This window comes from Streptomyces spinosus (assembly GCF_020400655.1).
GTDB classification, from domain to species: Bacteria; Actinomycetota; Actinomycetes; order Streptomycetales; family Streptomycetaceae; genus Streptomyces; species Streptomyces argyrophylli.
On the sequence record NZ_JAINRC010000002.1, the window covers coordinates 458,530 to 485,095 of the forward strand.

A 26,566-nucleotide genomic window follows, 5' to 3' on the forward strand; every position below is an offset into this window, starting at 1 on the left:
CCCCGGACGCGCGGGGCACGTACCCTCTTCTGTTGTGCCGAACCCGAACGAAGACACTCCCTCCGCCCTGAGCCAGGCGCAGCAGCGCGCGGTCGCCGAACTGCTACGGGTGGCCCCCGTCGCCGACGATCTCGCCCGTCGATTCCAGGAGGCGGGTTTCTCGCTCGCCCTGGTCGGCGGATCGGTCCGCGACGCGTTGCTCGGCCGGCTCGGCAACGACCTGGACTTCACCACCGACGCCCGCCCCGAGGACGTACTGAAGATCGTCCGGCCCTGGGCGGACGCCGTATGGGAGGTGGGCATCGCCTTCGGCACGGTCGGCGCGCACAAGGGCGGCTACCAGATCGAGATCACCACCTACCGGTCCGAGGCGTACGACCGCACCTCGCGCAAACCGGAGGTGTCGTACGGCGACTCCATCGAAGAGGATCTGGTCCGCCGCGACTTCACGGTCAACGCGATGGCCGTGGCGCTCCCGGCGAAGGAGTTCATCGATCCGCACGGTGGGCTGGAGGATCTCGCGGCGCATGTCCTGCGGACACCGGGCACACCCGAGGAGTCGTTCTCGGACGATCCCCTGCGCATGATGCGGGCCGCCCGGTTCGCCGCCCAGCTGGACTTCGAGGTCGCCCCCGAGGTCGTCGCCGCCATGACGGAGATGGCCGGGCGGATCGAGATCGTCTCCGCCGAGCGGGTCAGGGACGAGCTGAACAAGCTCATCCTCTCCGCGCACCCGCGCAAGGGTCTGAGCCTGCTCGTCGACACCGGACTCGCCGGGCATGTCCTGCCCGAGCTGCCGGCGCTGCGACTGGAGAGGGACGAGCACCACCGGCACAAGGACGTCTACGAGCACACGCTGATCGTTCTTGAGCAGGCGATCGCGCTGGAGGAGGACGGCCCGGACCTCACCCTCCGGCTGGCCGCGCTGCTGCACGACATCGGCAAGCCGCGCACCCGGCGCTTCGAGCCGGACGGCCGGGTCTCCTTCCACCACCACGAGGTGGTCGGCGCCAAGATGACCAAGAAGCGCATGACCGCTTTGAAGTACTCCAACGAGCTGGTGAAGGACGTCTCACGGCTGGTCGAACTTCACCTGCGCTTCCACGGCTACGGAACCGGTGAGTGGACCGACTCGGCGGTCCGCCGGTACGTGCGTGACGCGGGCCCGCTGCTGAACCGACTGCACAAGCTGACCCGCTCCGACTGCACCACGCGCAACAAACGCAAGGCGGTCGCCCTGTCCCGGGCCTACGACGGCCTGGAGGAGCGCATCGCCCAGCTGCAGGAGCAGGAGGAGCTCGACGCGATCCGCCCTGACCTCGACGGCAACCAGATCATGGAGATCCTGGGGATCGGTCCCGGCCCGGCCGTCGGCAAGGCGTACAAGCACATGCTGGAGCTGCGCCTGGAGAACGGGCCGATGGAGCGCGACACCGCGGTGACGGCTCTCAAGGAGTGGTGGGCCGAGCAGAGCTGAGTCGGTCCCGGGCGATGTTTCACGTGAAACAGTCGCCGGGGTGAAGGCACCGAGGGGCGATGTTTCACGTGAAACATCGCCCCTTGCTTGGTCTACCGGCGCACGAAGCGGACCAGTCCGGCGGCGATCACGCCATAGATGACGGCGACAAGAGTCACCAGTACGGTCGAGCGGCCGTCCGGCGGGAGCATCAGCGCCGCCACCCCCGCGGCGCCGACGAAAGCAACGTTGAAAAGCACGTCGTACACGGAGAAGACGCGGCCGCGGAATCCGTCGTCGACGCAGGACTGGACGATCGTGTCCGTGGCGATCTTGGCGCCCTGAGTGATCAGGCCCAGGACGAAGGCCGCGACCATGAGGGGCCCGGCCGCGAAGGGCAGACCCAGAGCGGGTTCCAGCACCGTGGCCGTGCCGGAGCACACGATGATCCAGCGGATGGGGCCGAGCCGGCCCGCCGCCCACGGCGTCACCACGGCCGCCGCGAAGAATCCCGCGCCGGACAACGCCAGCGCTGCCCCGAGGAGTCGCAGCCCTTCCTCGGGAGTGTCGGCCAGAGCGTAGCGGCAGAGCATGAGCAGCAGGACGAGGAGGGCGCCGTAGCAGAAGCGCATCAGGGTCATCGCGCCCAGAGCCCAGGCCGCCTCTCTGCGCTTCGGCGTGGCCAGGTGCCGCATGGCCGCCAGCAGTTCGCGTGCCGTCGTGGCGAGCGCCGTGCCGAGACGGGGCCGGGCCGGTCGCCTGTCGGGGCCGAGCAGGCCGGGTGCCAGGCGGAGGGACGCGAGACTCGCGCACAGGTACAGGAGGGCGCCGAGCAGCACCACCGCCGCGTCGGAGTCCGATGCGACGATCCGGACGCCGAAGGCCAGGGCTCCGCCGACGGTCGCGGCAAGGGTGCCGGCGGTCGGGGAGAGCGAGTTGGCCAGTACCAGGCGCTCGGCGTCCACGACGCGCGGAAGGGCGGCGGACAGCCCGGCGAGGACGAAACGGTTGACGGCCGTGACGCACAGCGCGGACACGTAGAAGAGCCAGTCGGGAGCGTGGCCGAGCATCAGCGCGGCGGTGGCCGCGGCCAGCAGGGCGCGCAGCAGGTTGCCGTACACGAAGACCTGCCGGCGGCGCCAGCGGTCCAGCAGGACACCGGCGAAGGGCCCGACCAGGGAGTAGGGGAGCAGCAGGACCGCCATCGCCGAGGCGATCGCGGCGGCCGAGGTCTGCTTCTCGGGGGAGAAGACGACGTACGCGGCGAGCGCGACCTGGTAGACGCCATCGGCTCCCTGGGACAGGAGACGGACGTACAGCAGTCGCCGGAAGTTGTTCAGGCGCAGCAGGACGCGCAGGTCACGGACGACGGGCATGGGTCACACCCTCACACATGCGGAAGGTCCCCGGGTCGTGGGACCCGGGGACCTTCACAGCCCTGGCAGGAGCGTTCTCGTGCGACCGGTGCCGGGCGTCCTAGCGCTCGACCTCACCGCGGATGAACTTCTCGACGTTCTCGCGGGCCTCGTCGTCGAAGTACTGGACCGGCGGGGACTTCATGAAGTACGAGGAGGCGGAGAGGATCGGGCCACCGATGCCGCGGTCCTTGGCGATCTTCGCGGCGCGCAGCGCGTCGATGATGACACCGGCGGAGTTCGGGGAGTCCCAGACCTCCAGCTTGTACTCCAGGTTCAGCGGGACGTCACCGAAGGCGCGACCCTCCAGGCGGACGTAGGCCCACTTGCGGTCGTCCAGCCAGGCCACGTAGTCGGACGGGCCGATGTGGACGTTCTTCTCGCCGAGGTCCCGGTCGGGGATCTGGGAGGTGACGGCCTGGGTCTTGGAGATCTTCTTGGACTCCAGGCGCTCGCGCTCGAGCATGTTCTTGAAGTCCATGTTGCCGCCGACGTTCAGCTGCATCGTGCGGTCGAGGATGACACCGCGGTCCTCGAACAGCTTCGCCATGACGCGGTGCGTGATGGTGGCGCCGACCTGGGACTTGATGTCGTCACCGACGATCGGCACACCGGCCTCGGTGAACTTGTCCGCCCACTCCTTGGTGCCGGCGATGAACACCGGGAGGGCGTTGACGAAGGCGACCTTGGCGTCGATGGCGCACTGGGCGTAGAACTTCGCCGCGTCCTCGGAGCCGACGGGCAGGTAGCAGACCAGGACGTCGACCTGCTTGTCCTTCAGGACCTGGACGACGTCGACCGGCTCCGCGTCCGACTCCTCGATGGTGGCGCGGTAGTACTTGCCGAGGCCGTCGAGGGTGTGGCCGCGCTGGACCGTGACACCGGTGGTGGGAACGTCGCAGATCTTGATGGTGTTGTTCTCGGAGGCGCCGATGGCGTCCGCGAGGTCAAGGCCGACCTTCTTGGCGTCGACGTCGAACGCGGCGACGAACTCGACGTCGCGGACGTGGTAGTCACCGAACTGCACGTGCATCAGGCCGGGGACCTTGGACGCCGGGTCGGCGTCCTTGTAGTACTCGACTCCCTGCACCAGCGACGCGGCGCAGTTGCCCACGCCGACGATGGCTACGCGAACCGAACCCATTCCGGTTGCTCCCTGTGTGTACGAGTGAGGCCCTGACTGGGACTCACGTGGCGGTGTCGTCGGGCGTATCCGTCCGCGGGGTGTCCCCGGGACGGGGCAGGCCGCCCGTCGATCCAGTGGTGGTGTCCTGCTGAGCGGGCCCCCCGGACGCGGAACCCCTCAGGTCCCGCCCGGCCCGCTCGCTCTCGATGAGCTCGTTCAGCCAGCGCACTTCGCGCTCCACGGACTCCATCCCGTGGCGCTGGAGCTCAAGTGTGTAGTCGTCGAGGCGCTCCCGGGTGCGCGCCAGGGAGGCGCGCATCTTCTCCAGGCGCTCCTCCAGACGGCTGCGCCGGCCCTCCAGGACACGCATGCGCACATCGCGCGAGGTCTGCCCGAAGAAGGCGAACCGTGCGGCGAAGTGCTCGTCCTCGTACGCGTCGGGACCGGTCTGCGAGAGCAGTTCCTCGAAGTGCTCCTTGCCTTCCGCGGTCAGCCGATAAACGATCTTGGCGCGGCGTCCGGCGAGGGGAGCGGCGAGGGCGTCGTCGTGGGTGTTCCCGGGTTCCTCGATCAGCCAGCCGTTGGTGACCAGCGTCTTGAGGCAGGGGTACAGCGTCCCGTAACTGAAGGCGCGGAACACACCCAGTGACGTGTTGAGTCGTTTGCGCAGCTCGTAGCCGTGCATCGGGGACTCCCGGAGCAGGCCGAGCACGGCGAACTCAAGGATGCCGGAACGCCGGCTCATCGTCGCCTCCTCTCGTCCCGCAGGTCCGTCCCACAGGTCTCGCACCGCCTGGCAGCGTCTTTATCTCGTGCTGATGTATCGACTCGATACATCAGCACGATAGAACGGCCTCCCGCACGCGACAAGAGGGACGGTGGTGAACGGGATCACATCACCGTTTCGTTGGAGGCAACTTGCCTGTTTTGGGGTGAACTTCGGAGCTCGGCGCGTTTTGGTGGTGCGTAGTCTGTGCGGCATGCACACCACCGGGAACCGCGTGAGGCCTGGGGAGCGTCGTCGTCCCCGGTGCAGTACGGGTGAATGCAGGACCGACCACATCCGTACTTCGGGGGGACCGGAAATCAGCCGCCGTTCCAGGCGCGCACGGGTGCGCCTGCCCGAGGAGTAATCGTTCGATGAGCGAGCACCGTCGCAAACCGCCGCAGCCGCAGGGAGGCGGACGTGCCGCGGCCCGACGCGGCCAGTCCGGTCCGTCCTCCGGCCGCCGTGCGGCACCGCGAGGCGCCACCGGGTCCCCTGCCGACTCCTATGGGTCCGGTTCCCCGGGGCCGGAGTCCGTAGACCCGGGAAGTGAGGAGCGCGCCTACGGCGGCCGGGCCGAGGCCCGCCGTGCCGCGCAGAGAGGTGGCCGCCGCAGAGCGGCCGACAACGCCGGCGGCCGGCGCGGCGGGCCGGGCGGGCCGACGGGGCCCGGGCGCGGCAACGGCCGCGCGACGACCGCACCCGGCAAGAAGCGGTTCATCGACTACCCGAGGGCCGGCAAGTACGGCTGGCGACGCTGGGTGCCGTCCTGGAAGCTGGTCAGCGGGCTGTTCATCGGCTTCGTCGGCAGCCTGGTGGTGATGGTCGGCGTCGGCTACGCGATGGTCTCCATCCCGAACGAGAACGACGCGGCCAAGTCGCAGAACAACGTCTACTACTGGGCCGACGGCAGTCAGATGGTGGCGACGGGCACCGGGGTGAACCGGCAGAACGTCACCATCGACAAGATCCCCGAGGCCATGCAGTGGGCCGTGATCTCGGCGGAGAACAAGAGCTTCTACGACGATTCGGGCGTCGACCCGATGGGTATCGCCCGAGCCCTGGCGAACATGGCCCGGGGCGGTCAGACGCAGGGTGGCTCGACGATCACCCAGCAGTTCGTGAAGAACACCTACCTCAGCCAGGAACAGACGGTCACCCGCAAGTTCAAGGAGATGTTCATCTCCATCAAGGTGGGCACGAGGCTCGACAAGAAGCAGATCCTGCAGGGCTACCTGAACACCTCGTACTACGGTCGCGGCGCCTACGGCATCCAGGCCGCCGCGCAGACCTACTACGGCGTGAACGCGGTAGACCTCACGCCGAGCCAGTGCGCCTTCCTCGCGGCCCTGCTGAAGGGTCCGACGTACTACGACCCGGCCGGCAACGCGGACCTCGACCCGTCGGCGAACGCGAAGGACAACCTGCGGCGTTCCCAGGAGCGCTGGTCCTGGATCCTCAGCGAGATGCACAAGGACAAGCACCTCACGGACGAGCAGTACCAGGTGGCCCACAGCAAGTACCCCAAGCCCCAGGGCCGCAAGGCGACCAAGAACATGACCGGCCAGATCAGCTACCTCGTCGACACGGCCAAGAAGTACGTCCTGAACCACTCCAAGATCACCGAGGCGCAGTTCGACCAGGGCGGTTACCAGATCTACACGACCTTCGACAAGAAGAGCGTGGACGCCCTGAGCGCGGCTGTGAAGAAGGTCCAGAAGGAGCGGCTCGATCCGAAGCATCGCGATCTGGACAAGTACGTCCAGTTCGGTGCGGCATCGGTGGTGCCGAAGGATGGCGCGATCGTCGCGCTCTACGGCGGTGACGGTTACGAGAACGGTCACTTCACCAACAACGCCGACACGTCCGGTGTCCCCGTCGGTTCGACGTGGAAGCCGTTCGTCCTGGCCGCGGCGATGGAGTACGGCACCTACAAGTCCGATGGTGAGGGCATCTCGCCGCTGAGCAAGTACAACGGCAACGACAAGCTCAAGGTGAGGAACCAGGACGGCAGCTACGTCCTGAAGAAGGACGGCTCGGTCTTCTACCAGCGCAACGAGGGCCCCAAGCCCTGGGGCTACATCACGCTGCGCAAGGCCATGGAGCAGTCCATCAACACCCCGTTCGTGCAGCTCGGCATGGACGTGGGGATGTCGAAGGTCCGAGACGTCGCCAAGGCCTCCGGCATCCTGGACGCGAGCTTCGCCGACCTCAACCCGTCCTTCGCCATCGGCACCTCGACGCCGAGCGCGATCCGTATGGCCGACGCGTACGCGACGTTCGCCGCCTCCGGCCAGCACACGGATCCGTACTCGGTGACGAGCGTCAAGAAGGAAGGCGTGGAACAGCCGGGCTTCACCAAGCCCACGCGGAAGCAGGCGATGCCGGAGAACGTGGCCAACAACGTCACGGACACGCTGGAGAACGTGATCCAGAACGGTACTGGCCAGAACGCCAAGGCCCTGGGACGTACCGCGGCCGGCAAGACCGGTACCACCGACAGCAACAAGTCGGCCTGGTTCGTCGGCTACACCCGGCAGCTGTCGACCTCGGTCGCGATGTTCCGCGAGAACCCCAAGGACCACGAACTGCTGTCGATGAACGGCACGGCGGGTGTGGACTCCATTCACGGTGGTGACATCCCGACGCAGGTGTGGACCGAGTACATGAAATCCGCACTCAAGGGCAAGAGCGACCCCGGCTTCCCGGACCCCACCGAGATCGGCAAGGTCCAGGACGAGGTCGGTGCTCCCTCCCCGACCCCGAGCGTCACCGTCACGCCGAGCCCGACGCCGAGCGACACGCCGAGCCCGACGCCGAGCGTGACGACGACCTCACCGTCACCGACGCCGAGCGAGTCCTGCCAGTTCGGCTGGGACCCCAACTGCAACGGCAACGGCACCGGCGGGGGCAACGGCAACGGCGGGGGCAACGGGAACGGCACCGGAGGTGTGGACACGGGTGGTGTCGACGGAGGCGGGGGCGAGTCGCCGTCACCGTCGGTCACGGACACGACCGGCACCGGTACCACCCGAGGCAACGGCAACGGGGGCTTCTTCGGGGGGCAGAACGGCTGACCCGGCGATCTGTCCGGTTGGCGGCCATATCGCCCACCGAGGGTGTTTCACGTGAAACATGGGCCGCCGCACCCGCCAGGTGCGGCGGCCCTCGGTGTTTTCCCAGCCGGGTACGGCAGGATGTGACCCATGCCCAGTGCAGAGATGACGCCCGCGAGCATGCACGAGCCCGAGCCCGTGCGGTCCGCCGTGGCGGAGCCGGTGCAGCCGACCAGGGAGGACGAGGTCGCCGCCGCCGGCAGTGAGCTGATCGGCGGTCCCCTGGGGCGGCACGCCCTGCTGGGAACGTCCTGGTGGACTCCCGTGCGGGTCGTGGCGCTCGTGGCGATCGGCATGTTCGCCCTCGGCCTGGTCCAGAAGGCGCCCTGCTACCACAGTGGCTGGTTCTTCGGAGCGAGCAGTCAGTACACGCACGCCTGCTACTCGGACATCCCGCACCTCTACCAGGGCCGTGGGTTCGCCGACCATCTCGTGCCGTACTTCGACAAGCTCCCCGGCGACATGGACTACCTCGAATACCCGGTGCTCACCGGCCTGTTCATGGAGGTGGCCTCCTGGCTGACCCCGCACAGCGGCACCATCCAGCACCAGGAGCAGTGGTACTGGTTCGTGAACGCCGGGATGCTGATGGTGTGCGCCGCCATCATCGCCGTGTGCGTGGCCCGTACCCACCGCCGGCGTCCCTGGGACGGTCTGCTGGTCGCCCTCGCGCCCGCCCTCGCGCTGACCGCGACCATCAACTGGGACCTGCTGGCCGTGGCGCTGACGGCCGCCGCGATGCTGATGTGGTCCCGGGGTCGCGCCCTCGCCTTCGGTGTCCTCCTGGGGCTCGCTACGGCCGCCAAGCTGTATCCCGCGCTGCTGCTGGGGCCGCTGCTGGTGCTGTGCTGGCGGGCGGGCAAGTGGCGCGCGTTCTTCCAGGCCGCGTCCGGCGCGGTGGTGGCCTGGCTCGTGGTCAACCTGCCCGTGATGATCACGCATGACGCGACGGGCTTCCACATCCGTGAGGGCTGGGCGAAGTTCTACACCTTCAGCAAGGAGCGCGGCGTCGACTTCGGCTCCTTCTGGCTGATCTGGGCCCAGAACTCCAGCAGCCCGCCCACCACCGAGTTCGTCAACACAGCCGCCACGGTGCTCGTGGTGCTGTGCTTCCTCGGTATCGCCGCGCTGACGTTCACCGCCCCGCGCCGGCCCCGCTTCGCCCAGCTGGCCTTCCTGATCGTGGCCGCCTTCGTCCTCACCAACAAGGTCTACTCCCCGCAGTACGTCCTGTGGCTGGTGCCGCTGGTGGTCCTCGCCCGGCCCAAGTGGCGGGACTTCCTGGTCTGGCAGGCCTGCGAGGTGGCGTACTTCCTGGGTATCTGGCTGTACCTCGCCTACACGACCAGCGGGGACGCCCACAAGGGCCTGCCGACGCAGGGCTACCACTGGGCGATCATCGTGCACCTGGTGGGCACGCTGTATCTGTGCGCTGTCGTCGTACGGGACATCCTCATGCCGGAGCGGGATGTGGTGCGCCGGTCCGGTGACGACGATCCGTCGGGCGGAGTGCTCGACGGCGCCGAGGACGTGTTCGCGCTCGGCGCGGGAGTCCATCCCCCGCGCCACGCCGACTACTTCGAGGGGCCTCAGGTGGACTGGGGCCGGCCGGAGACGCTGGCCCCCGAAGACCGCCGTTCGCTGTGAGCGAACACTCGCGCAACGCCTGATCATCACGCGGCGCGCGGAACGGTGAACCGGCCGTCGCGCGGGGGAAGCGGCGGACACAGAAGGCCGTATCCGGGAGCACCGGATACGGCCTTCTCGTCGTTCTTGAGGGGGCTCAGCGGTCCACGAGACGGTCGAACTGGGTCGTGGTGTGCCGCAGATGCGCCACCAGCTCGTCGCCGACCTTCGGCTCGGGGGCGTCCGAGGGCACGAACAGGATCGACACCTGCATGTGCGGAGGCTCGGCGAACCAGCGCTGCTTGCCGCCCCAGACGAACGGGGAGAGGTTCCGGTTGACCGTGGCGAGCCCGGCCCGGGCGACACCCTTGGCGCGCGGCATGACGCCGTGCAGGGCCTTCGGGGCCTCCAGACCCACCCCGTGCGACGTTCCGCCCGCCACGACCACCAGGAAGCCGTCAGAGGCCGCCTTCTGCTGCCGGTAGCCGAACCGGTCGCCCTTCGTCACGCGCGTGACGTCCAGGACGGCACCGCGGTACTCGGTGGCGTCGTGGTCCCCCAGCCACAGCCGCGTGCCGATGCGGGCGCGGAACCGGGTCTGCGGGAACTGCTGCTGGAGCCGGGCCAGGTCGTCCGCCTTGAGGTGGCTGACGAACATCGTGTGCAGCGGCAGCCGTGCCGCGCGCAGCCGGTCCATCCAGCCGATGACCTCCTCGACGGCGTCCGAACCGTCGGTGCGGTCCAGCGGCAGGTGGATGGCGAAGCCCTCCAGCCGGACGTTCTCTATGGCCTGGTGCAGCTGGGGCAGGTCGTGCTCGCTGATGCCGTGCCGCTTCATCGAGGACATCACCTCGATGACGACACGGGCACCCACGAGGCCGTACACGCCGTCGATCGACGACACCGAGCGGACGACCCGGTCGGGCAGCGGCACGGGCTCCTCGCCACGCCGGTACGGCGTGAGCACGAGCAGGTCGCCGCTGAAGAAGTCCTTGATGCGCGCGGCCTCGTAGGTCGTGCCGACGGCGAGCAGGTCGGCACCGAGCCGGGTGGCCTCCTCCGACAGCCGTTCGTGCCCGAAGCCGTAGCCGTTGCCCTTGCAGACCGGGACGAGTCCCGGGAACTGCTCCTGCACGTGCTTGTGGTGCGCCCGCCAGCGCGCGGTGTCGACGTAGAGCGTGAGCGCCATGGCCGGACCCGGAACCTTTCTCGTGGCTGCGGTGGATCAGAGGTGTGAGAGCTGTGAGGGCTATGGAACCAAACGCCCGCGCGGCTCAGCGCCGCGACATGTAGATGTCGAGCGCCTTGTGGAGCAGCTTGTTCAGCGGGAAGTCCCACTCGCCGAGGTACTCGGCGGCCTGGCCGCCGGTGCCGACCTTGAACTGGATGAGACCGAAGAGGTGGTCGGTCTCGTCCAGCGAGTCGGAGATGCCGCGCAGGTCGTAGACGGTGGCGCCGAGCGCGTAGGCGTCGCGCAGCATCCGCCACTGCATGGCGTTGGACGGCCGGACCTCGCGGCCGATGTTGTCGGAGGCTCCGTAGGAGTACCAGACGTGCCCGCCGACGATCAGCATGGTCGCCGCCGAGAGGTTCACCCCGTTGTGGCGGGCGAAGTACAGCCGCATGCGGTTGGGGTCCTCGGTGTTGAGGGCCGTCCACATGCGCTGGAAGTAGGACAGCGGGCGGGGCCGGAAGTGGTCGCGGACGGCCGTGATCTCGTACAGCCGCTGCCACTCGGGTAGGTCCTGGTAACCGCCCTGGACGACCTCGACGCCTGCCTTCTCGGCCTTCTTGATGTTGCGGCGCCACAGCTGGTTGAAGTTCTTGTGGACCTCTTCCAGGGAGCGGTTGGCCAGCGGCACCTGGTAGACGTACCGGGGCTGCACGTCACCGAAGCCGGCGCCGCCGTCCTCACCCTGCTGCCAGCCCATGCGGCGCAGCTTGTCGGCCACCTCGAAGGCGCGCGGCTCGATGTAGTCGGCCTCCAGGTCGCGCAGCCGCTTGACGTCCGGGTCCTGGATGCCCCTCTTGATCGTGTCGGCGTTCCAGCGACGGATGATCACCGGCGGGCCCATCTTCACGGAGAAGGCACCCTGCTGCTTCAGGTGCGCCAGCATCGGCTGGATCCAGTCGTCCAGGTTGGGCGCGTACCAGTTGATGACCGGGCCCTCGGGCAGATAGGCGAGGTAGCGCTTGATCTTGGGCAGCTGGCGGTACAGGACCAGGCCCACGCCGACCAGCTGGCCGCTCCGGTCGAACCAGCCGAGGTTCTCCGAGCGCCACTCCGCCTTCACATCTGCCCAGGCCGGGACCTGCATGTGGCTCGCCGCCGGCAGGCTCTGGATGAAGGCCAGATGCTGCTCGCGACTGATGGTCCTCAGGGTCAGGCTCATTCGGGGCGCTCCTCGGGCTGGTGTGTCCCCATGGGTACAGGGGCTCCGGCTCTCGCGCCGAAGCCTACTGCGCCTCGCGAGCGCCCCGACTGGGCGTACGGGGCTTTGAGCCCGGTGGGGTCAGCTGATGACCCCGCCGAACAGGCCGCCGTGGGCCATGCCGATCAGAAAACCGACTCCGGCGGCGCCGAGACCCAGGATCAACCCGAACCGCTGCCGCGTGGTCACCGAGATCCACTGTCCGTACACGCCCGTGGCCAGTGCCACCAGGCCCGCCCACGAGGTCAGCAGGTGAAGGCTGTGGAAGAAGGACGTGATGAAGGACAGGAAGCCGAGGACGAACGTCACCGCCATCAGGGTGTCCTGAAGCGGATGGGGCTTGCCGTCCGTGGCGAAGAGGGAACCGGCGGTGTTGGGTCGCAATGCCTGTGCCATGGGCACCTCCTGCGGAAGGCGGCGCATCGTAGCGCCGTACACACCCGATGTGTACAGATTGTCGGGGACGACGGCCGGATTTCAACCGGAAGCGTGGGTGCGGGTAGTCTGTACCCTCTGCACTGGTGTCTGCCCAGACCTGCCCAGGTCACACTGCCGGCTTCCCCCAAGGAACCCCGATTGTCAGTGGCGGCCGATACCGTTGCGTACGCATCACAACCCTCCTGCCACGGAACGACCGTGGCCGCTGAGTCCAAAGGAGGTGGGTTCCACATGCGTCACTACGAGGTGATGGTCATCCTCGACCCCGATCTCGAGGAGCGCGCTGTCTCCCCGCTGATCGAGAACTTCCTGTCCGTCGTCCGTGACGGCGGCGGCAAGGTTGAGAAGGTCGACACCTGGGGCCGTCGTCGTCTCGCCTACGAGATCAAGAAGAAGCCCGAGGGCATCTACTCGGTCATCGACCTGCAGGCCGAGCCTGCGGTCGTCAAGGAGCTCGACCGCCAGATGAACCTGAACGAGTCGGTCCTCCGGACCAAGGTCCTCCGCCCCGAGACCCACTGAGCTCTCCCGCTCAGCTGATCCCGGGATTCGAGTAGCAGCAACAAGCAGCCAGAGCAGCAAACCCGCCGAGAGGTTCCCCCATGGCAGGCGAGACCGTCATCACGGTCATCGGCAATCTTGTCGACGACCCCGAGCTGCGCTTCACCCCGTCCGGTGCGGCGGTCGCGAAGTTCCGCGTCGCGTCCACTCCCCGCACCTTCGACCGCCAGACGAACGAGTGGAAGGACGGCGAGAGCCTCTTCCTGACCTGCTCGGTCTGGCGCCAGGCGGCGGAGAACGTCGCCGAGTCGCTCCAGCGAGGCATGCGCGTCATCGTGCAGGGCCGGCTGAAGCAGCGGTCCTACGAGGACCGTGAGGGCGTCAAGCGCACGGTCTACGAGCTGGACGTCGAGGAAGTCGGCCCCAGCCTGCGCAACGCCACGGCCAAGGTCACCAAGACCGCCGGTGGCGCTCGCGGTGGCCAGGGCGGTTACGGCGGCGGTGGCGGCCAGGGCCAGGGTGGCGGCGGCTGGGGCGGTGGCCCCGGTGGCGGCCAGCAGGGCGGCGGCGCTCCGGCCGACGACCCGTGGGCGACCGGCGCTCCCGCCGGTGGCAACCAGGGTGGCGGCGGCTGGGGCGGTGGCTCCGGCGGCGGTGGCGGCTACTCGGACGAGCCCCCCTTCTAAGCCTTCGGGCCTGGCCTTCAGGGCCGGTCCGGGTCGAGGGCGGGTCGTATCCCAACTTCTTGATCACACAGGAGAAACACCATGGCGAAGCCGCCTGTGCGCAAGCCGAAGAAGAAGGTCTGCGCTTTCTGCAAGGACAAGGTCACGTACGTGGACTACAAGGACACGAACATGCTGCGGAAGTTCATTTCCGACCGCGGCAAGATCCGTGCCCGCCGCGTGACCGGCAACTGCACGCAGCACCAGCGTGACGTCGCCACGGCCGTCAAGAACAGCCGTGAGATGGCGCTGCTGCCCTACACGTCCACCGCGCGCTAAGGGAAGGGTGACCGACTCATGAAGATCATCCTCACCCACGAGGTCTCCGGCCTCGGTGCCGCGGGCGACGTCGTCGACGTCAAGGACGGCTACGCTCGCAACTACCTGATCCCGCGGAAGTTCGCTATCCGCTGGACCAAGGGTGGCGAGAAGGACGTCGAGCAGATCCGTCGTGCTCGCAAGATCCACGAGATCCAGACCATCGAGCAGGCCAACCAGGTCAAGGCCCAGCTCGAGGGCGTGAAGGTCCGTCTGGCCGTCCGCTCTGGCGACGCCGGTCGTCTCTTCGGTTCCGTCACCCCGGCCGACATCGCGTCCGCGATCAAGGCTTCCGGTGGCCCCGAGGTCGACAAGCGCCGCATCGAGCTGTCCGCTCCGATCAAGACCCTGGGCGCCCACGAGACGTCCGTGCGTCTGCACCCCGAGGTTGCCGCCAAGGTCAACGTCGAGGTCGTCGCGGCCTGATCGCCGCGTGACCGCCGCGCTCGCTTGAGCCGGTGAAAGGGGCCGCACCCTTCGGGGGGTGCGGCCCCTTTCCCATGGCCGCCGGGCTCTCATGACCGCCGCCACGCGACAGGGCCGCGCTTGGAGGGGAGTTCATCCGGACCGGACCGCATCAGGACGCCATGTTTCACGTGAAACGGTCAGCGGGTCGCGCCCGTCACGATCCAGCGGCCCGAACGGGTCCGAAGCCACAGGGTCAGCATCCGGATCGCCATCATCAACGTCATCGCGCCCCAGAGGGCGGTGAGGCCGCCGCCGAGTGAGGGAACGAGCAGAGCCGCCGGAGCGAATACCACCAGGGTGACGACCATGGCCCAGGCCAGATACGGGCCGTCCCCCGCGCCCATGAGGACGCCGTCGAGGACGAAGACGATCCCGCACATGGGCTGCGACAGCGCCACGAGGAGCAGGGCCGGCAGAGCGGCGTCCTTCACCAGCGAGTCGCCGGTGAACAACGGCAGGAAGAGCGGTCGTGCGGCCACGACGAGAAGGCCCAGGACGACACCGGTCGCGACGCCCCACTGAACCATGCGACGGCAGGCGTCTCGCGCCCCCTGCATGTCGCCCGCTCCGAGGTAGCGGCCGATGATGGCCTGTCCCGCGATCGCTATCGCGTCGAGCGCGAAGGACAAGAGGTTCCACAGGGACAGGACGATCTGGTGGGCGGCGATGTCGGCGTCACCGAGACGGGCCGCGACCGCTGTGGCGATCATGATGATGGCCCGCAGGGACAACGTGCGGACCAGCAGAGGGACACCGGCCTGAGCCGAGGCCCGGATGCCGGCGGCGTCCGGCCGGAGAGAGGCGCCGTGTCGACGGGCTCCGCGGACGACGACGGTCAGATAGACGGCCGCCATGCCGCACTGTGCGATGACCGTGCCCCAGGCCGAACCGGCGATGCCGAGCCCGGCGCCGTAGATGAGCCCCGCGTTCAGCGCCGCGTTCGCGAGGAATCCCGCGACGGCGACATAGAGCGGGGTCCTGGTGTCATGCAGGCCGCGCAGCACTCCGGTCGCGGCCAGGACGATGAGCATGGCCGGGATGCCCAGCGCGGAGATGCGCAAATAGGTGGTGGCGTAAGGGGCGGCGGTCGTCGAGGCACCGAGGAGATCCACGATGCCGGGTGCGAGGGGCAGGACGACGGCGATGACGGCGATGCCGAGCAGCAGCGCCAGCCAGATGCCGTCCATGCCCTGGCGGATGGCTGCCGGGAGATCACCGGCGCCGACGCGGCGGGCCACGCCGGCCGTGGTGGCGTAAGCGAGGAAGACGAAGACACTCACGGCGGTGGTGAGGAGCGCCGAAGCGACGGCGAGACCGGCGAGCTGTGCGGTCCCGAGATGGCCGACGATCGCGCTGTCCGCCATGACGAAGAGAGGCTCGGCAACGAGGGCGCCGAAGGCCGGGACGGCCAGCGCGACGATTTCTCGGTCGTGCCGGCGCAGGGTGGCCTTCGGGATCTCTGGAGCCTGTGTCATGAGCATCAATGTAATCGTCCACAGGTAAGAGATGCAACCGGCCACTGATCCTTACTTTTGATGATGGCTCGTGTCCTTTCGGGTGTCGTTCGACGCGATCTTGGCCCGACTGGGAAAGTTTTTTCTCTGCACAGCCGGTGGATCGCGAAAGTGCAGGTCACGGGCTTGGTCTCGGTGGGACCGAGGGCTTGTTCACAGGGCTTTCCACCGGGTCGTGCACAGGTTTCGGCGAGTTCTCCACAGCATCCGGGCCGTCGTCCACATGGCCTGTGGATAACCAGATTGGCTGACGGTGCCGACAGGCCTACGGTGGTCCGGCGCCCGCTCCCTCACCGGGCTCCGGAAACGTCCCGCTCCGGGCCGGGGAACCGTCACAAACCCGACGCGCCAGAACCGGAGTTGGGCGTCTTATTTGTCAGTGTCGTGCCGTAGAACAGAGGACACGGCGAGGTCCGCCGTGCGGACGGGAGGAGGTGGCTCGGTGAGCATTTCCGAGCCCTTGGACGATCCGTGGGCCGACAGCGGGCCCAGTGATCGTCTGCCGGCCTCCCGTCGGCGCGGTGACATCGGCCGGGGTCGTGACGAGCAGCACGACCGGGGCCGGGAGAACGGCACCTGGGACGGCGGGGGTCCGTCCTTCGAGCGGGTCCCGCCGCAGGACCTGGACGCCGAGCAGTCCGTGCTGGGCGGCATGCTGCTGTCCAAGGACGCCATCGCCGACGTCGTCGAGATCCTCAAGGGCCACGACTTCTACAAGCCCGCGCACGAGACGATCTACCAGGCCATCCTGGACGTCTACGCCAAGGGCGAGCCGGCCGACCCGATCACCATCGCCGCCGAACTCACCAAGCGTGGAGAGATCAACAAGGTCGGCGGTGCCGCGTACCTGCACAGCCTCGTCCAGACCGTGCCGACGGCGGCCAACGCCGAGTACTACGCGGAGATCGTCCATGAGCGGGCCGTCCTGCGCCGCCTGGTCGAGGCCGGCACGCGCATCACACAGATGGGATACGCGGCCGACGGTGACGTGGACGAGATCGTCAATCGCGCCCAGGCCGAGATCTACGCCGTCACCGAGCAGCGCACCAGCGAGGACTACCTCCCGCTCGGCGACATCATGGAAGGCGCCCTCGACGAGATCGAGGCGATCGGCTCGCGCAGCGGCGAGATGACGGGTGTGCCCACCGGGTTCACGGACTTCGACTCGCTGACGAACGGCCTCCATCCCGGCCAGATGATCGTCATCGCGGCCCGTCCCGCCATGGGTAAGTCGACCCTCGCCCTGGACTTCGCGCGGGCCGCCTCCATCAAGCACAACCTCCCGAGCGTCATCTTCTCGCTCGAAATGGGCCGCAACGAGATCGCGATGCGTCTGCTGTCCGCCGAGGCCCGGGTCGCCCTGCACCACATGCGGTCCGGCACGATGACCGACGAGGACTGGACGCGGCTCGCCCGCCGCATGCCGGACGTGTCGGCCGCGCCGCTGTACATCGACGACTCGCCGAACCTGTCGATGATGGAGATCCGTGCCAAGTGCCGGCGCCTGAAGCAGCGCAACGACCTGAAGCTGGTCGTCATCGACTACCTCCAGCTGATGCAGTCCGGTGGCTCCAAACGGGCCGAGAGCCGTCAGCAGGAGGTCTCGGACATGTCCCGTAACCTCAAGCTGCTCGCGAAGGAGCTGGAGATCCCGGTCATCGCGCTCTCGCAGCTCAACCGTGGTCCCGAGCAGCGCACCGACAAGAAGCCGATGGTCTCCGACCTGCGTGAGTCCGGCTCCATCGAGCAGGACGCCGACATGGTCATCCTGCTGCACCGCGAGGACGCCTACGAGAAGGAGTCCCCGCGCGCGGGCGAGGCGGACCTGATCGTCGCCAAGCACCGAAACGGTCCGACGGCGACCATCACGGTCGCCTTCCAGGGCCACTACTCGCGTTTCGTGGACATGGCCCAGACCTGATCCACCGGGTACGCCCGCCGTCACGGACGGGCGTGCGGGCGGGGACGGCCGGGGGCGCACGGCAAATGCATTCGACGCCCGCCTCCGCACCAGGTGGACTGGGCGCATGACGACAACTCAGGAAGCGCTGCTCCCCGCCACCCGCCGGGCCCTTTTGCACCGGATCGCCGTCGCGCAGGCCGAAGGACGGGCTCCGTCACTGGTCGCCGCGGTGGTCCGGGACGGCCAAGCCGTGTGGCACGGGGCGCGGAGCTCAGTGGACGGGCACGGACCGGACGAGACCGTGCAGTACCGGATCGGGTCCATCACCAAGACCTTCACCGCGGTACTGGTGATGCGGCTGCGGGACGAGGGCGTCCTCGACCTCGGTGACCCGCTGGAGAAACATCTGCCGGGCACCGGCGCGGGGGAGTCGACGATCGCGGAACTGCTCGCCCACACCGCGGGGTTGGCGGCCGAATCGCCCGCACCCTGGTGGGAACGGACACCCGGCGCCCTGCGGCCCGAACTGAGTGATGTGCTCGGGGAACAGCCCCTCCTGCATCCCGTCGGTCGCCGGCACCACTACTCCAATCCCGGCTACACGGTTCTCGGCGCCCTGGTGGAAGAGCTGCGCGGCGCCCCCTGGGAGGAGGTGCTGCGCGCGGAGATCCTGGAGCCGCTGGGCCTGCACCGGACGAGCCCGCAGCCGGAGCCCCCGCACGCGGGTGGATGGGCGGTGCACCCGTGGGCCGACGCGGTGCTCCCCGAGCCGATGGAGGACCTGGGCCGTATGGCGCCGGCCGGTCAGCTCTGGTCGACGACCGGGGACCTGGCGAGGTTCGCCGCGTTCCTGGCCCGGGGTGACGAGCGGGTCCTGAGTGCGGAGTCCGTCCGGGAGATGCGTACTCCGGCGGCGCCCGCCGAGGCCGCGGATGTGGTGGACGGGGTGACGTACGGACTGGGCATGCAGATCCAGTGCCGTGACGGCCGGCTGCTCGTCGGCCACTCCGGTTCCCTGCCGGGGTTCCTGGCGAACCTCACGATCAGCGTGGAGGACGACGTGGCCGCGGTGGTGCTCGCCAACTGCACCAGCGGTCCGCTGCTGGGCGCCGTGGGAGCGGACCTCGTCCGGATCGTCGCGGAGGCGGAGCCACGCATCCCCGAGCCCTGGCGGCCGCTGCGTAAGGCGGATTCCGCGGTGCTGGAGCTGGTGGGGCAGTGGTACTGGGGCACTCATGCCTTCGGCCTGCGCGCGACCGCCGATGGCCTGCTCGCGCTGGCGCCTCTCACGGGTGGCGGACGGAAGGCCCGCTTCCGTCCGAACGGCGACGGCACCTGGACCGGGCTGGAGGGCTACTACGCCGGTGAGCTGCTGCGGCCCGAACGGCGCCCGGACGGGTCGGTGAGTCACCTGGATCTCGGCTCGTTCGTGTTCACCCGGCAGCCGTACGACCCCGAGGCCCCGGTGCCCGGTGGCGTGGACCCGGAGGGATGGCGGGGCATCGGCTAGTCCGGATACGGACACGGGGTGTGTTTCACGTGGAACACACCCCCGCCCCGCTCTCCGGGTCGCCGTCAAAGACGGAGCTTGAAGCCCTCGTGTGAGGCGGTGAAGCCCAGCCGCTCGTAGAAACGGTGCGCGTCGGTCCGCGTCTTGTCGGACGTGAGCTGGACCATGTGGCAGCCGAGCTGCCGGGAGGTGTCGATCGCCCACTCGATCAGCCGGCTCCCCAGCCCGCTGCCCCGCTCGTCGGCATGGATGCGCACAGCCTCGATCAGCGCACGAGTGGCCCCTTTGTGGGAGAGCCCGGGGATGATCGTCAGTTGGAGAGTGCCGATCACACGGCCTTCGCGTACGGCGACGACGACATGCTGATGGGGGTCGGCGGCAAGGCGTTCCAGCGCGTTCCGGTACGGAGTGAGATCGCCGGGCGACTCGCGCTGGACCCCGAGCGGGTCGTCGGCGAGCATCGCCACGATCGCCGGGAGGTCGTCAGCGGTCGCGGCGCGTATCTCAAGATCGTCCATAGGCGCACCCTATGCGGGCACGTTCAGGGACTCCACCACGCGCACCAGCGGTGCGAGCTCCGGATTCCGGGCGGCGCTGTCGAGAGCCTCGCGCAGAGCGGCGTCGTTGGTGGGCCGCGCCTCCTCCAGCAGCCGCAGGCCCGCCGGGGTGACGTTGGTGTAGATGCCGCGCCGGTCGGTGGGGCACAGGTAGCGCTCCAGCAGGCCACGGTCCTCCAGCCGGGTCACCAGGCGGGTGGTGGCGCTCTGGCTGAGCACGACCGCGTCGGCGACCTGCTTCATCTGCAGATGCCCGCCCTCGCCTTCGTGCTGTCTGCTGAGGACATCCAGCAGTGAGTACTCGCGGACGCTCAGGTCGTGTGCGGCCTGCAGGGCGCGCTCTACGTGCGCCTCGATCCGTCCGTGCAGCGCAGAAAGGGCGCACCAGCCCTGTGCGAGGGCTGTGAGCGCGGGGTCCGTCGCTGTCATTGGCGTTTTCCTCCGTCCCGGAGTTGCTGCACCCACCAGGGTAGACCACCAGCGCAATAGTCGTCGGTTGCAATTAGCCCGCGTCTGCAACTATTGTGGTCGAACGCAAAGCGCTCCTGCAATCTTCTGGGAAGGTGTACCCCTTCATGCCTCTCGCGCTTCTGGCCCTCGCGATCGGGGCCTTCGGAATCGGAACGACCGAGTTCGTGATCATGGGTCTGCTGCCCGAGGTCGCGGCCGACTTCGGGGTCTCCATCCCCACGGCGGGCCTGCTCGTCACCGGCTACGCGCTCGGCGTGGTCATCGGCGCGCCGCTGATGACCGTTCTGGGCACCAAGGTCCCGCGCAAGCGGATGCTGATGCTGCTGATGGGCCTGTTCATCGCCGGGAACCTGCTCTCGGCCCTCGCCCCGGCCTTCGCGGTCATGCTGATCGGACGAGTGGTCGCCTCGCTCGCCCACGGTGCCTTCTTCGGCATCGGCTCGGTCGTCGCCGCCGAGCTGGTCGCGCCGCACAAGAAGGCCGGCGCCATCGCCATGATGTTCACCGGACTGACCATCGCCAACGTCGTCGGCGTCCCGCTGGGCACGTTCATAGGACAGAGCGCGGGCTGGCGCGTCACCTTCGCCGTCGTCGCCACCCTCGGTGTCGTCGGCCTCGCCGGTATCGCCAAGCTCGTCCCCGAGCTGCCGCGGCCGGAGGGCGTACACCTGCGCCACGAGCTGGCCGCCTTCAAGAACGCCCAGGTCCTGCTGGCCATGGCGATGACCGTGCTCGGCTTCGGCGGTGTCTTCGCGGCCATCACCTACATCGCCCCGATGATGACCCACATCGCCGGCTTCGCCGACGGCTCCGTCACCTGGCTGCTGGTCCTGTTCGGCCTCGGTATGGTCGGCGGCAACCTCATCGGCGGCAAGTTCGCGGACCGCGCCCTGATGCCGATGCTGTACGTCTCCCTGGGCGCGCTGGCCGTCGTCCTGGCGCTCTTCACTCTCACCGCCCACAACAAGATCGCGGCCGCGGTGACCATCGCTCTGATCGGTGCCCTCGGCTTCGCCACCGTGCCCCCGCTGCAGAAGCGCGTCCTCGACCAGGCGCACGGCGCTCCGACGCTCGCCTCGGCCGTCAACATCGGCGCCTTCAACCTGGGCAACGCCCTGTCCGCCTGGCTCGGCGGCATCGTGATCGCGGCCGGCTTCGGCTACACGTCCCCCAACTGGGTCGGCGCCGCCCTCGCCGCTGCCGCCCTGGTCCTCGCCTTCGTCTCGGCGGCCCTGGAACGCCGTGACGGCACCCGGGGGAGCGTGACCGCCTCCGGTACGGCGGCGGAGCAGCGGACGCCCGTCCACCACTGAGCGCTGGCACCCCGGCCGCTCACACCCACAGACCTCCGTACCGAGCCCCCGGTACGGCACGCACCCACCACAGCACGACCCGAGGAGACATCTCCATGACCACCACCGCCGTCGCCCCGCTCACCATTGAGGACGCCGAGCTGCTGGTCGCCACCGCCCGCCGGGCGGCCGAGGACGCCGGAGTCGCCGTCAGCGTCACCGTCCTGGACGCCGGTGGCCACCTGCTCGCCTTCCGCCGGGACGACCGCGCCGTGCTGATCTCCGGCGAGACCAGCACCCGCAAGGCCTACACGGCCCTCCAGCTGAACGCGCCCACCGCCGACCTCGTCGACGCCGTTCAGCCCGGCGGCCTCTTCCACACCCTGCCCACGGCACTCGACCGTCCTCTGCTGTTCATCGCGGGCGGTATCCCCGTCCACCGTGACGGCCGGCTGGTCGGCGCGATCGGTGTCGGCGGCGGTGCTCCGGACCAGGACCACGGCTTCGCCACCGCGGCCGTGCGGGCCCTGGTCTGAGCCACGTCGACAGCCCGGACCTCATGACACCGGCCCCGCCGCTCGAAGCGGCGGGGCCGGTGCGCGCCGTATGCCGGCTCAGCCCGCGGCGACCGTCAGCGGTGCGAACCGCCGGGTCCAGTCCCCTGGCAGGTCCGTGATGCCATAGGTCATCACGGCGTTGAAGGCCACGGAGGCCAGGCCACGCTCCTTCGCCCAGGCCAGCAACTCTTCATGGCGTACGTCGATGTCGGTCCGCAGTGGCCGGTCGGTGTGGGCCGCCAGCGAGGCGATCAGGGCCTTGGCGGTCCGAGTGTCCCGGGCGATCAGCGGACCGACGACATGGGTGTCCATGTTGGGCCACGCGGCGGTGTAACCGATGAGACGGCCGTCCTCCTCGGCGACACGGAGTTGATCGGCGAAGGCGGGCAGGCGGGTGATGAGAGAGGTGCGGTCGGTACCGAACACCTCCTCGTCGAGGCGCAGGATCGCCGGGAGGTCCTCGGCGGTGGCCGCGCGCGTGGAGATCCCGGAATCCCGGCCGCCGGGAACGAAGCGGCCTGTCAGCATCTCCGCCCGGCCCGTCACCTTGAAGCCCAGCTCCTCGTACAGAGGACGGCCGTACGGGGTGGCGTGCAGGGTCAGCGGAGTCGTCCCCATGCTGGACAGCACATGCCGCATCAGCCTGCGCCCGACACCCTGGCGGGCGTGACGGCGGGCCACCAGCACCATGCCGATGGCACCGAGATCCGGCTGCCCCCATGTGCCGTACTCCGTGACCACGCACGCGGCGACCAGGCCGCCCTCAGGGTCGTCTATGCCGAGGCCCTTGCCGGCCGTGAGGAGGAACCCCCACTTGTGTTCCTCGCGTGGCCATCCGCGGTCTTCGGACAGGTCGGCGCAGGCAGTGAGATCGCGAGGCGTCAGGCGACGGATGGGCAGAGCGGTGAGGGAAGGAGTTGGCACGCAGGTCAGGCTGTCCGACGGGCACCCTTGCCGTCCACCCGTTTCGATGCGGACGCACGTGCTTTTGGCCATCTCGGGCCCTGCGCAGCCCGTGGACGGCTCTGCGTGTTTCACGTGAAACACCCACTAGCCGAGATCGGGTGCGTGCATGGCCCGTACCCCTTCGATGTTCCCGTCCAGGTAGTGGCGCAGGGACAGGGGGACGAGGTGGACGGAAGCGATGCCGACGCGGGTGAACGGAACGCGGACGATCTCGTACTCACCGGCGGGCTCGTCCACTTCGGGGCCGTGACGCAGGGAGGGGTCCATGGACTCCAGCCGACAGACGAAGAAGTGCTGCACCTTCACCCCGGTCGCGCCGCCGTCCTCACCGATGTGCTCCACCGTGTCCACGAAACACGGCACGACGTCGGTGATCTTGGCGCCGAGTTCCTCCTCCACCTCGCGGTGCAGGGCGTCCACGACGGTCGAGTCCCCGGGTTCGACTCCCCCGCCGGGAGTGACCCAGTAGGGATCGACACCCGGCTTGGTGCGCTTGATCAGGATCAGGTCGTCACCGTCCAGGAGAACGGCACGGGCGGTGCGCTTGACCACGGGTCGGACGGTCATGGGAGAAATGTGGCCCGGCGGGTTCCACGTGAAACATCGCAAAGTGCCACGACCCGACCGCAGTGCGTGCACCCGTGTGGGAGGGCGTCAGCACCAGGTCGTGGCAGCGCGCTGGAGCCACTCGTGGGCCCGCGCGATATGCGGCAGGGCGAGCGTGCCGGTCCGCACCACCAGGAAGTAGGTACGCAGGGGCGGGACCACCGGATCGTGCAGGGTGACGATCGTGCCGTCCTCCAGGGCCGGGGCGCACAGGTAGCGGGGCAGCACCGCCAGTCCGGCGCCGGCGGTGACGCAGGAGAGCACGGCCCGGAGATCCGGCGCGATGACCGTGCCCGTGGCGGCCGGGCGGGCGTCGAAGACGGAGGCCCAGTAGCGCGAGACGAACGGCAGCGACTCGTGGACCTCGACGAGCGGCAGGTGCTCCAGGGCCGGGGCGCCCTTCAGCCGCAGGGTGTCCGAGCCGATCCGCTCCGCCCAGCGCGGGGCCGCCACCAGTACATGCTCCTCGTCGCAGAGTGGAGTGGCGGTGAGCAGGGCCCCACGCGGCCATGCCGTACTGATGGCCAGGTCATGAAGGCCGCAGGCCAGCCCCTCCAGTACCTCTTCGGTCGTCCCGAAGGAGGCGCGTAACGCGAAGCTCCGGCCGTCGTCGCCGGTCAGCTCGCTGAGTGCGGGGAGGGCACGTTCGGCGGTGAACTCCGCGGGACCCGCCAAGTGCAGCGTCCGTGACGAGGACTCGTCGTCCAGGCCGCTCTCCACTATCTCCACCAGGGCGTCGAGATGCGGTGCTGCCCTGTGCGCCAGTTCGTCGCCGACGGTCGTCGGGGTCACTCCGCGCGCCTGGCGGAGGAACAGCGGTCTGCCGAGCTGACGCTCCAGCGTGCGGATCTGCGAGGTGACGGCGGGCTGGGAGAGGCCGAGCAGGGCTGCGGCGCGGGTGAAGGAGCCGGCTCTGTGCACGGCGACGAAGGTCCGCAGCAAGGCCAGGTCCATGGCACGCCCTCCCCTGTCGCTGCCTCCTCCGGCCCCCAGGCAGGCACCAACAATAAATATGTCGATAGGCTTCTGTCGTTAGCGTGATTGGACACTGACCCAGAGTCAACTAGCCTGGTTCGCACGGTTCTTCCCCCGGGAAAGCCGCAGACGGTCCGAGCCACGAGGGGGGAGGCTCGGACCGTCCCGCCGACAGCGGCGGGGGACAAGCACGCTACTCGGCGGACTCGTCCAGGGCGCGCAGCACGTCTGCCACCAGGTCCTCCGGGTCCTCCGCGCCGACGGACATGCGGATGAAGCCCTCCGGGACGGCGTCCCCGCCCCAGCGGCGGCGCCGTTCGGCCGTGGACCGCACCCCGCCGAAACTCGTCGCGTCCTCCACCAGCTGCAGAGCGGCCAGGAAACGCTCGGCACGCGCGCGCGTCGGCAGGGTGAAGGAGACGACGGAGCCGTAGCGCCGCATCTGCTGCGTGGCGATCTTGTGCGAGGGGTCGTCGGGCAGGCCCGGGTAACGCAGGCCGGATACCTCGGACCGCTGCCGCAGTGCCTGCGCGACAGCCAGGGCGGTGGCGTTCTGCCGGTCGACGCGCAGCTGGAGCGTGGCGATGGACCGGTGCGCGAGCCAGGCCTCCATGGGGCCGGAGATGGCGCCGACGATCTTGCGCCAGCGGCGCACGGCCGCCATCGCCTCGGTGTCGCGGCCGGTGACGTAACCCAACAGGACATCGCCGTGGCCGGTGAGCTGCTTGGTACCGCTCGCCACGGAGAAGTCGGCGCCCAGCTCCAGCGGACGCTGGCCGAGCGGGGTGGCGAGGGTGTTGTCGACGGCCACCAGGGCGCCCCGCGCGTGGGCTGCCTCGGCCAGGCGCCGGATGTCGCAGACATCGAGTCCGGGGTTGGACGGCGACTCGATCCACAGCAGCCGGGCCCCGTCGAGCACCTCCAGCTGGGCGTCCCCGCCGGTCGGCGCCGTGCGGACCTCCACGCCATACGCCTCCAGCTGGGCGCCGACCAGCGGCAGCACCTGGTAGCCGTCGGACGGCAGCACGACCGCGTCCCCGGCGCGCAGCTGCGAGAACAGCACGGCGGAGATCGCCGCCATGCCGGAGGCGAAGACCAGCGTCTCGGCGTCCTGCCCGGGCGCCTCCAGCTCGCTGACGGCCCGCTCCAGCAGTGTCCAGGTCGGGTTGTCGTCACGGCCGTACGCATACGGTCCCGAGACTTCGCCGGGCAGGTGGAAGTGGGCGGCGAACACCGGTCCGGGCAGGGTCGGCTCGTTCTTGGCCGGCTCCGGCAGTCCCGCCCGCACCGCGCGCGTGCCGTCGCCGACGCTGCCCTCGTTCTTCGTGGCGTCGCTCATGCGGCCCGTCCTTCCAGTTCGTCCCTCACGGCGGCGAGCAGGCCGGTGCTCGCCGCCTCCACCATCTCAAGACACTCCTCGAAGCCGTCCCGGCCCCCGTAGTAGGGGTCCGGCACGTCGAGGTCGTCGCCGGCGGCCGGGTCGTGGGAGCGCAGCAGGCGTATCTTGCGCGCGTCGTCCGCGGTGGGCGCCAGTCGGCGCAGGGCCTTGAGATGGCCGGTGTCGAGGGCGACCACGAGGTCGAGACCGGCGAACCACGACGGCAGGAACTGGCGGGCGACGTGCTCGGTGTCGTAGCCGTGCTCCTGAAGGACCGAGACGGTACGCGGGTCGGCGGGCTCACCCTCGTGCCAGCCGCCGGTGCCGGCGCTGTCGACCGCCACCAGGTCCTCCAGCCCGGCCTCCGCCACGCGCGCGCGGAAGACGGACTCGGCCATCGGGGAGCGGCAGATGTTGCCGGTGCACACGAAACAGACGCGGTAGGTCATG

25 protein-coding genes are annotated in these 26,566 nt (G+C 69.1%); 11 read left to right on the top strand and 14 right to left on the bottom strand.

The window, feature by feature from the left end; translation table 11 throughout:
* The first annotated feature begins 34 nt into the window (after positions 1-34).
* Positions 35-1,477, top strand: a complete 1,443-nt coding sequence (locus tag LG395_RS05995) for a CCA tRNA nucleotidyltransferase (protein ID WP_225808694.1) — start codon at positions 35-37, stop codon at positions 1,475-1,477.
* A 92-nt stretch (positions 1,478-1,569) separates the two neighbouring features.
* On the opposite strand, the gene LG395_RS06000 is transcribed toward LG395_RS05995, so the two are convergent.
* From LG395_RS06000 to LG395_RS06010, 3 genes are all read right to left on the bottom strand, one after another.
* Positions 1,570-2,832 (bottom strand): MFS transporter, encoded by a 1,263-nt coding sequence (locus tag LG395_RS06000; RefSeq protein ID WP_171154707.1) that lies wholly within the window; start codon positions 2,830-2,832, stop codon positions 1,570-1,572.
* A gap of 100 nt (positions 2,833-2,932) precedes the next feature.
* Positions 2,933-4,015 (bottom strand): inositol-3-phosphate synthase, encoded by a 1,083-nt coding sequence (locus LG395_RS06005; protein ID WP_014673757.1) that lies wholly within the window; start codon positions 4,013-4,015, stop codon positions 2,933-2,935.
* A 43-nt stretch (positions 4,016-4,058) separates the two neighbouring features.
* Positions 4,059-4,742, bottom strand: a complete 684-nt coding sequence (locus LG395_RS06010; RefSeq protein WP_171154709.1) for a PadR family transcriptional regulator — start codon at positions 4,740-4,742, stop codon at positions 4,059-4,061.
* A 395-nt stretch (positions 4,743-5,137) separates the two neighbouring features.
* Here LG395_RS06010 and LG395_RS06015 point away from each other — a divergent pair, with 395 nt between their 5' ends.
* Complete coding sequence (locus tag LG395_RS06015; RefSeq protein WP_263982140.1) at positions 5,138-7,840, top strand: transglycosylase domain-containing protein; 2,703 nt, start codon at positions 5,138-5,140, stop codon at positions 7,838-7,840.
* 129 nt (positions 7,841-7,969) lie between these two features.
* Positions 7,970-9,526: a glycosyltransferase family 87 protein gene (locus LG395_RS06020; protein WP_225808695.1), complete on the top strand. Its 1,557-nt coding sequence runs from the start codon at positions 7,970-7,972 to the stop codon at positions 9,524-9,526.
* Positions 9,527-9,662: 136 nt separating this feature from the next.
* Here LG395_RS06020 and LG395_RS06025 read toward each other — a convergent pair whose 3' ends face one another.
* The 3 genes from LG395_RS06025 to LG395_RS06035 form a co-directional block, all read right to left on the bottom strand.
* Positions 9,663-10,694 (bottom strand): alanine racemase, encoded by a 1,032-nt coding sequence (locus LG395_RS06025; protein ID WP_171154712.1) that lies wholly within the window; start codon positions 10,692-10,694, stop codon positions 9,663-9,665.
* Between the two features lie 85 nt (positions 10,695-10,779).
* Complete coding sequence (locus tag LG395_RS06030) at positions 10,780-11,898, bottom strand: lipid II:glycine glycyltransferase FemX (RefSeq protein WP_030640113.1); 1,119 nt, start codon at positions 11,896-11,898, stop codon at positions 10,780-10,782.
* Positions 11,899-12,018: 120 nt separating this feature from the next.
* Positions 12,019-12,333, bottom strand: a complete 315-nt coding sequence (locus LG395_RS06035) for a hypothetical protein (protein ID WP_171159897.1) — start codon at positions 12,331-12,333, stop codon at positions 12,019-12,021.
* 273 nt (positions 12,334-12,606) lie between these two features.
* Between LG395_RS06035 and rpsF the strand changes: the two genes are divergently transcribed.
* The 4 genes from rpsF (at position 12,607) to rplI (ending at position 14,345) form a co-directional block, all read left to right on the top strand.
* The gene (gene rpsF / locus LG395_RS06040; protein WP_014673750.1) at positions 12,607-12,897 is read left to right on the top strand and encodes a 30S ribosomal protein S6; all 291 of its coding nucleotides are present in this window, start codon (positions 12,607-12,609) and stop codon (positions 12,895-12,897) included.
* Between the two features lie 80 nt (positions 12,898-12,977).
* Entirely contained in the window at positions 12,978-13,562 is a 585-nt protein-coding gene (locus tag LG395_RS06045; protein WP_171154714.1) for a single-stranded DNA-binding protein, read from the top strand.
* An 81-nt stretch (positions 13,563-13,643) separates the two neighbouring features.
* A complete protein-coding gene (gene rpsR / locus LG395_RS06050) occupies positions 13,644-13,880 on the top strand; it encodes a 30S ribosomal protein S18 (RefSeq protein ID WP_003949403.1) in 237 nt (78 codons plus the stop codon).
* A gap of 18 nt (positions 13,881-13,898) precedes the next feature.
* Positions 13,899-14,345 carry a 50S ribosomal protein L9 gene (gene rplI, locus LG395_RS06055; RefSeq protein ID WP_030640106.1) on the top strand — a complete coding sequence of 149 codons (447 nt, stop codon included), beginning with the start codon at positions 13,899-13,901 and terminating at the stop codon, positions 14,343-14,345.
* A gap of 179 nt (positions 14,346-14,524) precedes the next feature.
* Here the strand turns inward: rplI and LG395_RS06060 are convergent, their stop codons facing one another.
* Positions 14,525-15,862 (bottom strand): MATE family efflux transporter, encoded by a 1,338-nt coding sequence (locus LG395_RS06060; protein WP_225808696.1) that lies wholly within the window; start codon positions 15,860-15,862, stop codon positions 14,525-14,527.
* A 481-nt stretch (positions 15,863-16,343) separates the two neighbouring features.
* On the opposite strand from LG395_RS06060, the gene dnaB reads away from it, so the two are divergent.
* The gene (dnaB, locus tag LG395_RS06065; RefSeq protein WP_171154717.1) at positions 16,344-17,822 is read left to right on the top strand and encodes a replicative DNA helicase; all 1,479 of its coding nucleotides are present in this window, start codon (positions 16,344-16,346) and stop codon (positions 17,820-17,822) included.
* Positions 17,823-17,928: 106 nt separating this feature from the next.
* Complete coding sequence (locus LG395_RS06070) at positions 17,929-19,314, top strand: serine hydrolase domain-containing protein (protein WP_225808697.1); 1,386 nt, start codon at positions 17,929-17,931, stop codon at positions 19,312-19,314.
* Between the two features lie 65 nt (positions 19,315-19,379).
* On the opposite strand, the gene LG395_RS06075 is transcribed toward LG395_RS06070, so the two are convergent.
* Both LG395_RS06075 and LG395_RS06080 read right to left on the bottom strand, forming a co-directional pair.
* The gene (locus LG395_RS06075; RefSeq protein WP_225808698.1) at positions 19,380-19,832 is read right to left on the bottom strand and encodes a GNAT family N-acetyltransferase; all 453 of its coding nucleotides are present in this window, start codon (positions 19,830-19,832) and stop codon (positions 19,380-19,382) included.
* 9 nt (positions 19,833-19,841) lie between these two features.
* Positions 19,842-20,300, bottom strand: a complete 459-nt coding sequence (locus LG395_RS06080) for a MarR family winged helix-turn-helix transcriptional regulator (RefSeq protein WP_225808699.1) — start codon at positions 20,298-20,300, stop codon at positions 19,842-19,844.
* Positions 20,301-20,446: 146 nt separating this feature from the next.
* Between LG395_RS06080 and LG395_RS06085 the strand changes: the two genes are divergently transcribed.
* Together LG395_RS06085 and LG395_RS06090 are read left to right on the top strand one after the other, a co-directional pair.
* Positions 20,447-21,655 (top strand): MFS transporter, encoded by a 1,209-nt coding sequence (locus LG395_RS06085; protein WP_225808700.1) that lies wholly within the window; start codon positions 20,447-20,449, stop codon positions 21,653-21,655.
* A 95-nt stretch (positions 21,656-21,750) separates the two neighbouring features.
* On the top strand, positions 21,751-22,170 hold the full coding sequence (locus LG395_RS06090; RefSeq protein WP_171154724.1) for a GlcG/HbpS family heme-binding protein: 420 nt from the start codon (positions 21,751-21,753) through the stop codon (positions 22,168-22,170).
* A gap of 78 nt (positions 22,171-22,248) precedes the next feature.
* Here the strand turns inward: LG395_RS06090 and LG395_RS06095 are convergent, their stop codons facing one another.
* The 5 genes from LG395_RS06095 to LG395_RS06115 all read right to left on the bottom strand — a co-directional run bounded on the left by LG395_RS06095 (position 22,249) and on the right by LG395_RS06115 (position 26,565).
* Positions 22,249-23,115 (bottom strand): GNAT family N-acetyltransferase, encoded by an 867-nt coding sequence (locus LG395_RS06095; RefSeq protein WP_225808701.1) that lies wholly within the window; start codon positions 23,113-23,115, stop codon positions 22,249-22,251.
* A gap of 126 nt (positions 23,116-23,241) precedes the next feature.
* Entirely contained in the window at positions 23,242-23,724 is a 483-nt protein-coding gene (locus LG395_RS06100; protein ID WP_171154728.1) for an NUDIX hydrolase, read from the bottom strand.
* 87 nt (positions 23,725-23,811) lie between these two features.
* Positions 23,812-24,717: a LysR family transcriptional regulator gene (locus tag LG395_RS06105; protein ID WP_225808702.1), complete on the bottom strand. Its 906-nt coding sequence runs from the start codon at positions 24,715-24,717 to the stop codon at positions 23,812-23,814.
* 214 nt (positions 24,718-24,931) lie between these two features.
* A complete protein-coding gene (locus tag LG395_RS06110) occupies positions 24,932-26,077 on the bottom strand; it encodes a cystathionine gamma-lyase (protein ID WP_225808703.1) in 1,146 nt (381 codons plus the stop codon).
* Complete coding sequence (locus tag LG395_RS06115) at positions 26,074-26,565, bottom strand: low molecular weight protein-tyrosine-phosphatase (RefSeq protein ID WP_225808704.1); 492 nt, start codon at positions 26,563-26,565, stop codon at positions 26,074-26,076. The genes LG395_RS06110 and LG395_RS06115 overlap by 4 nt, the downstream gene beginning before the upstream one ends.
* Position 26,566 lies beyond the last annotated feature (1 nt).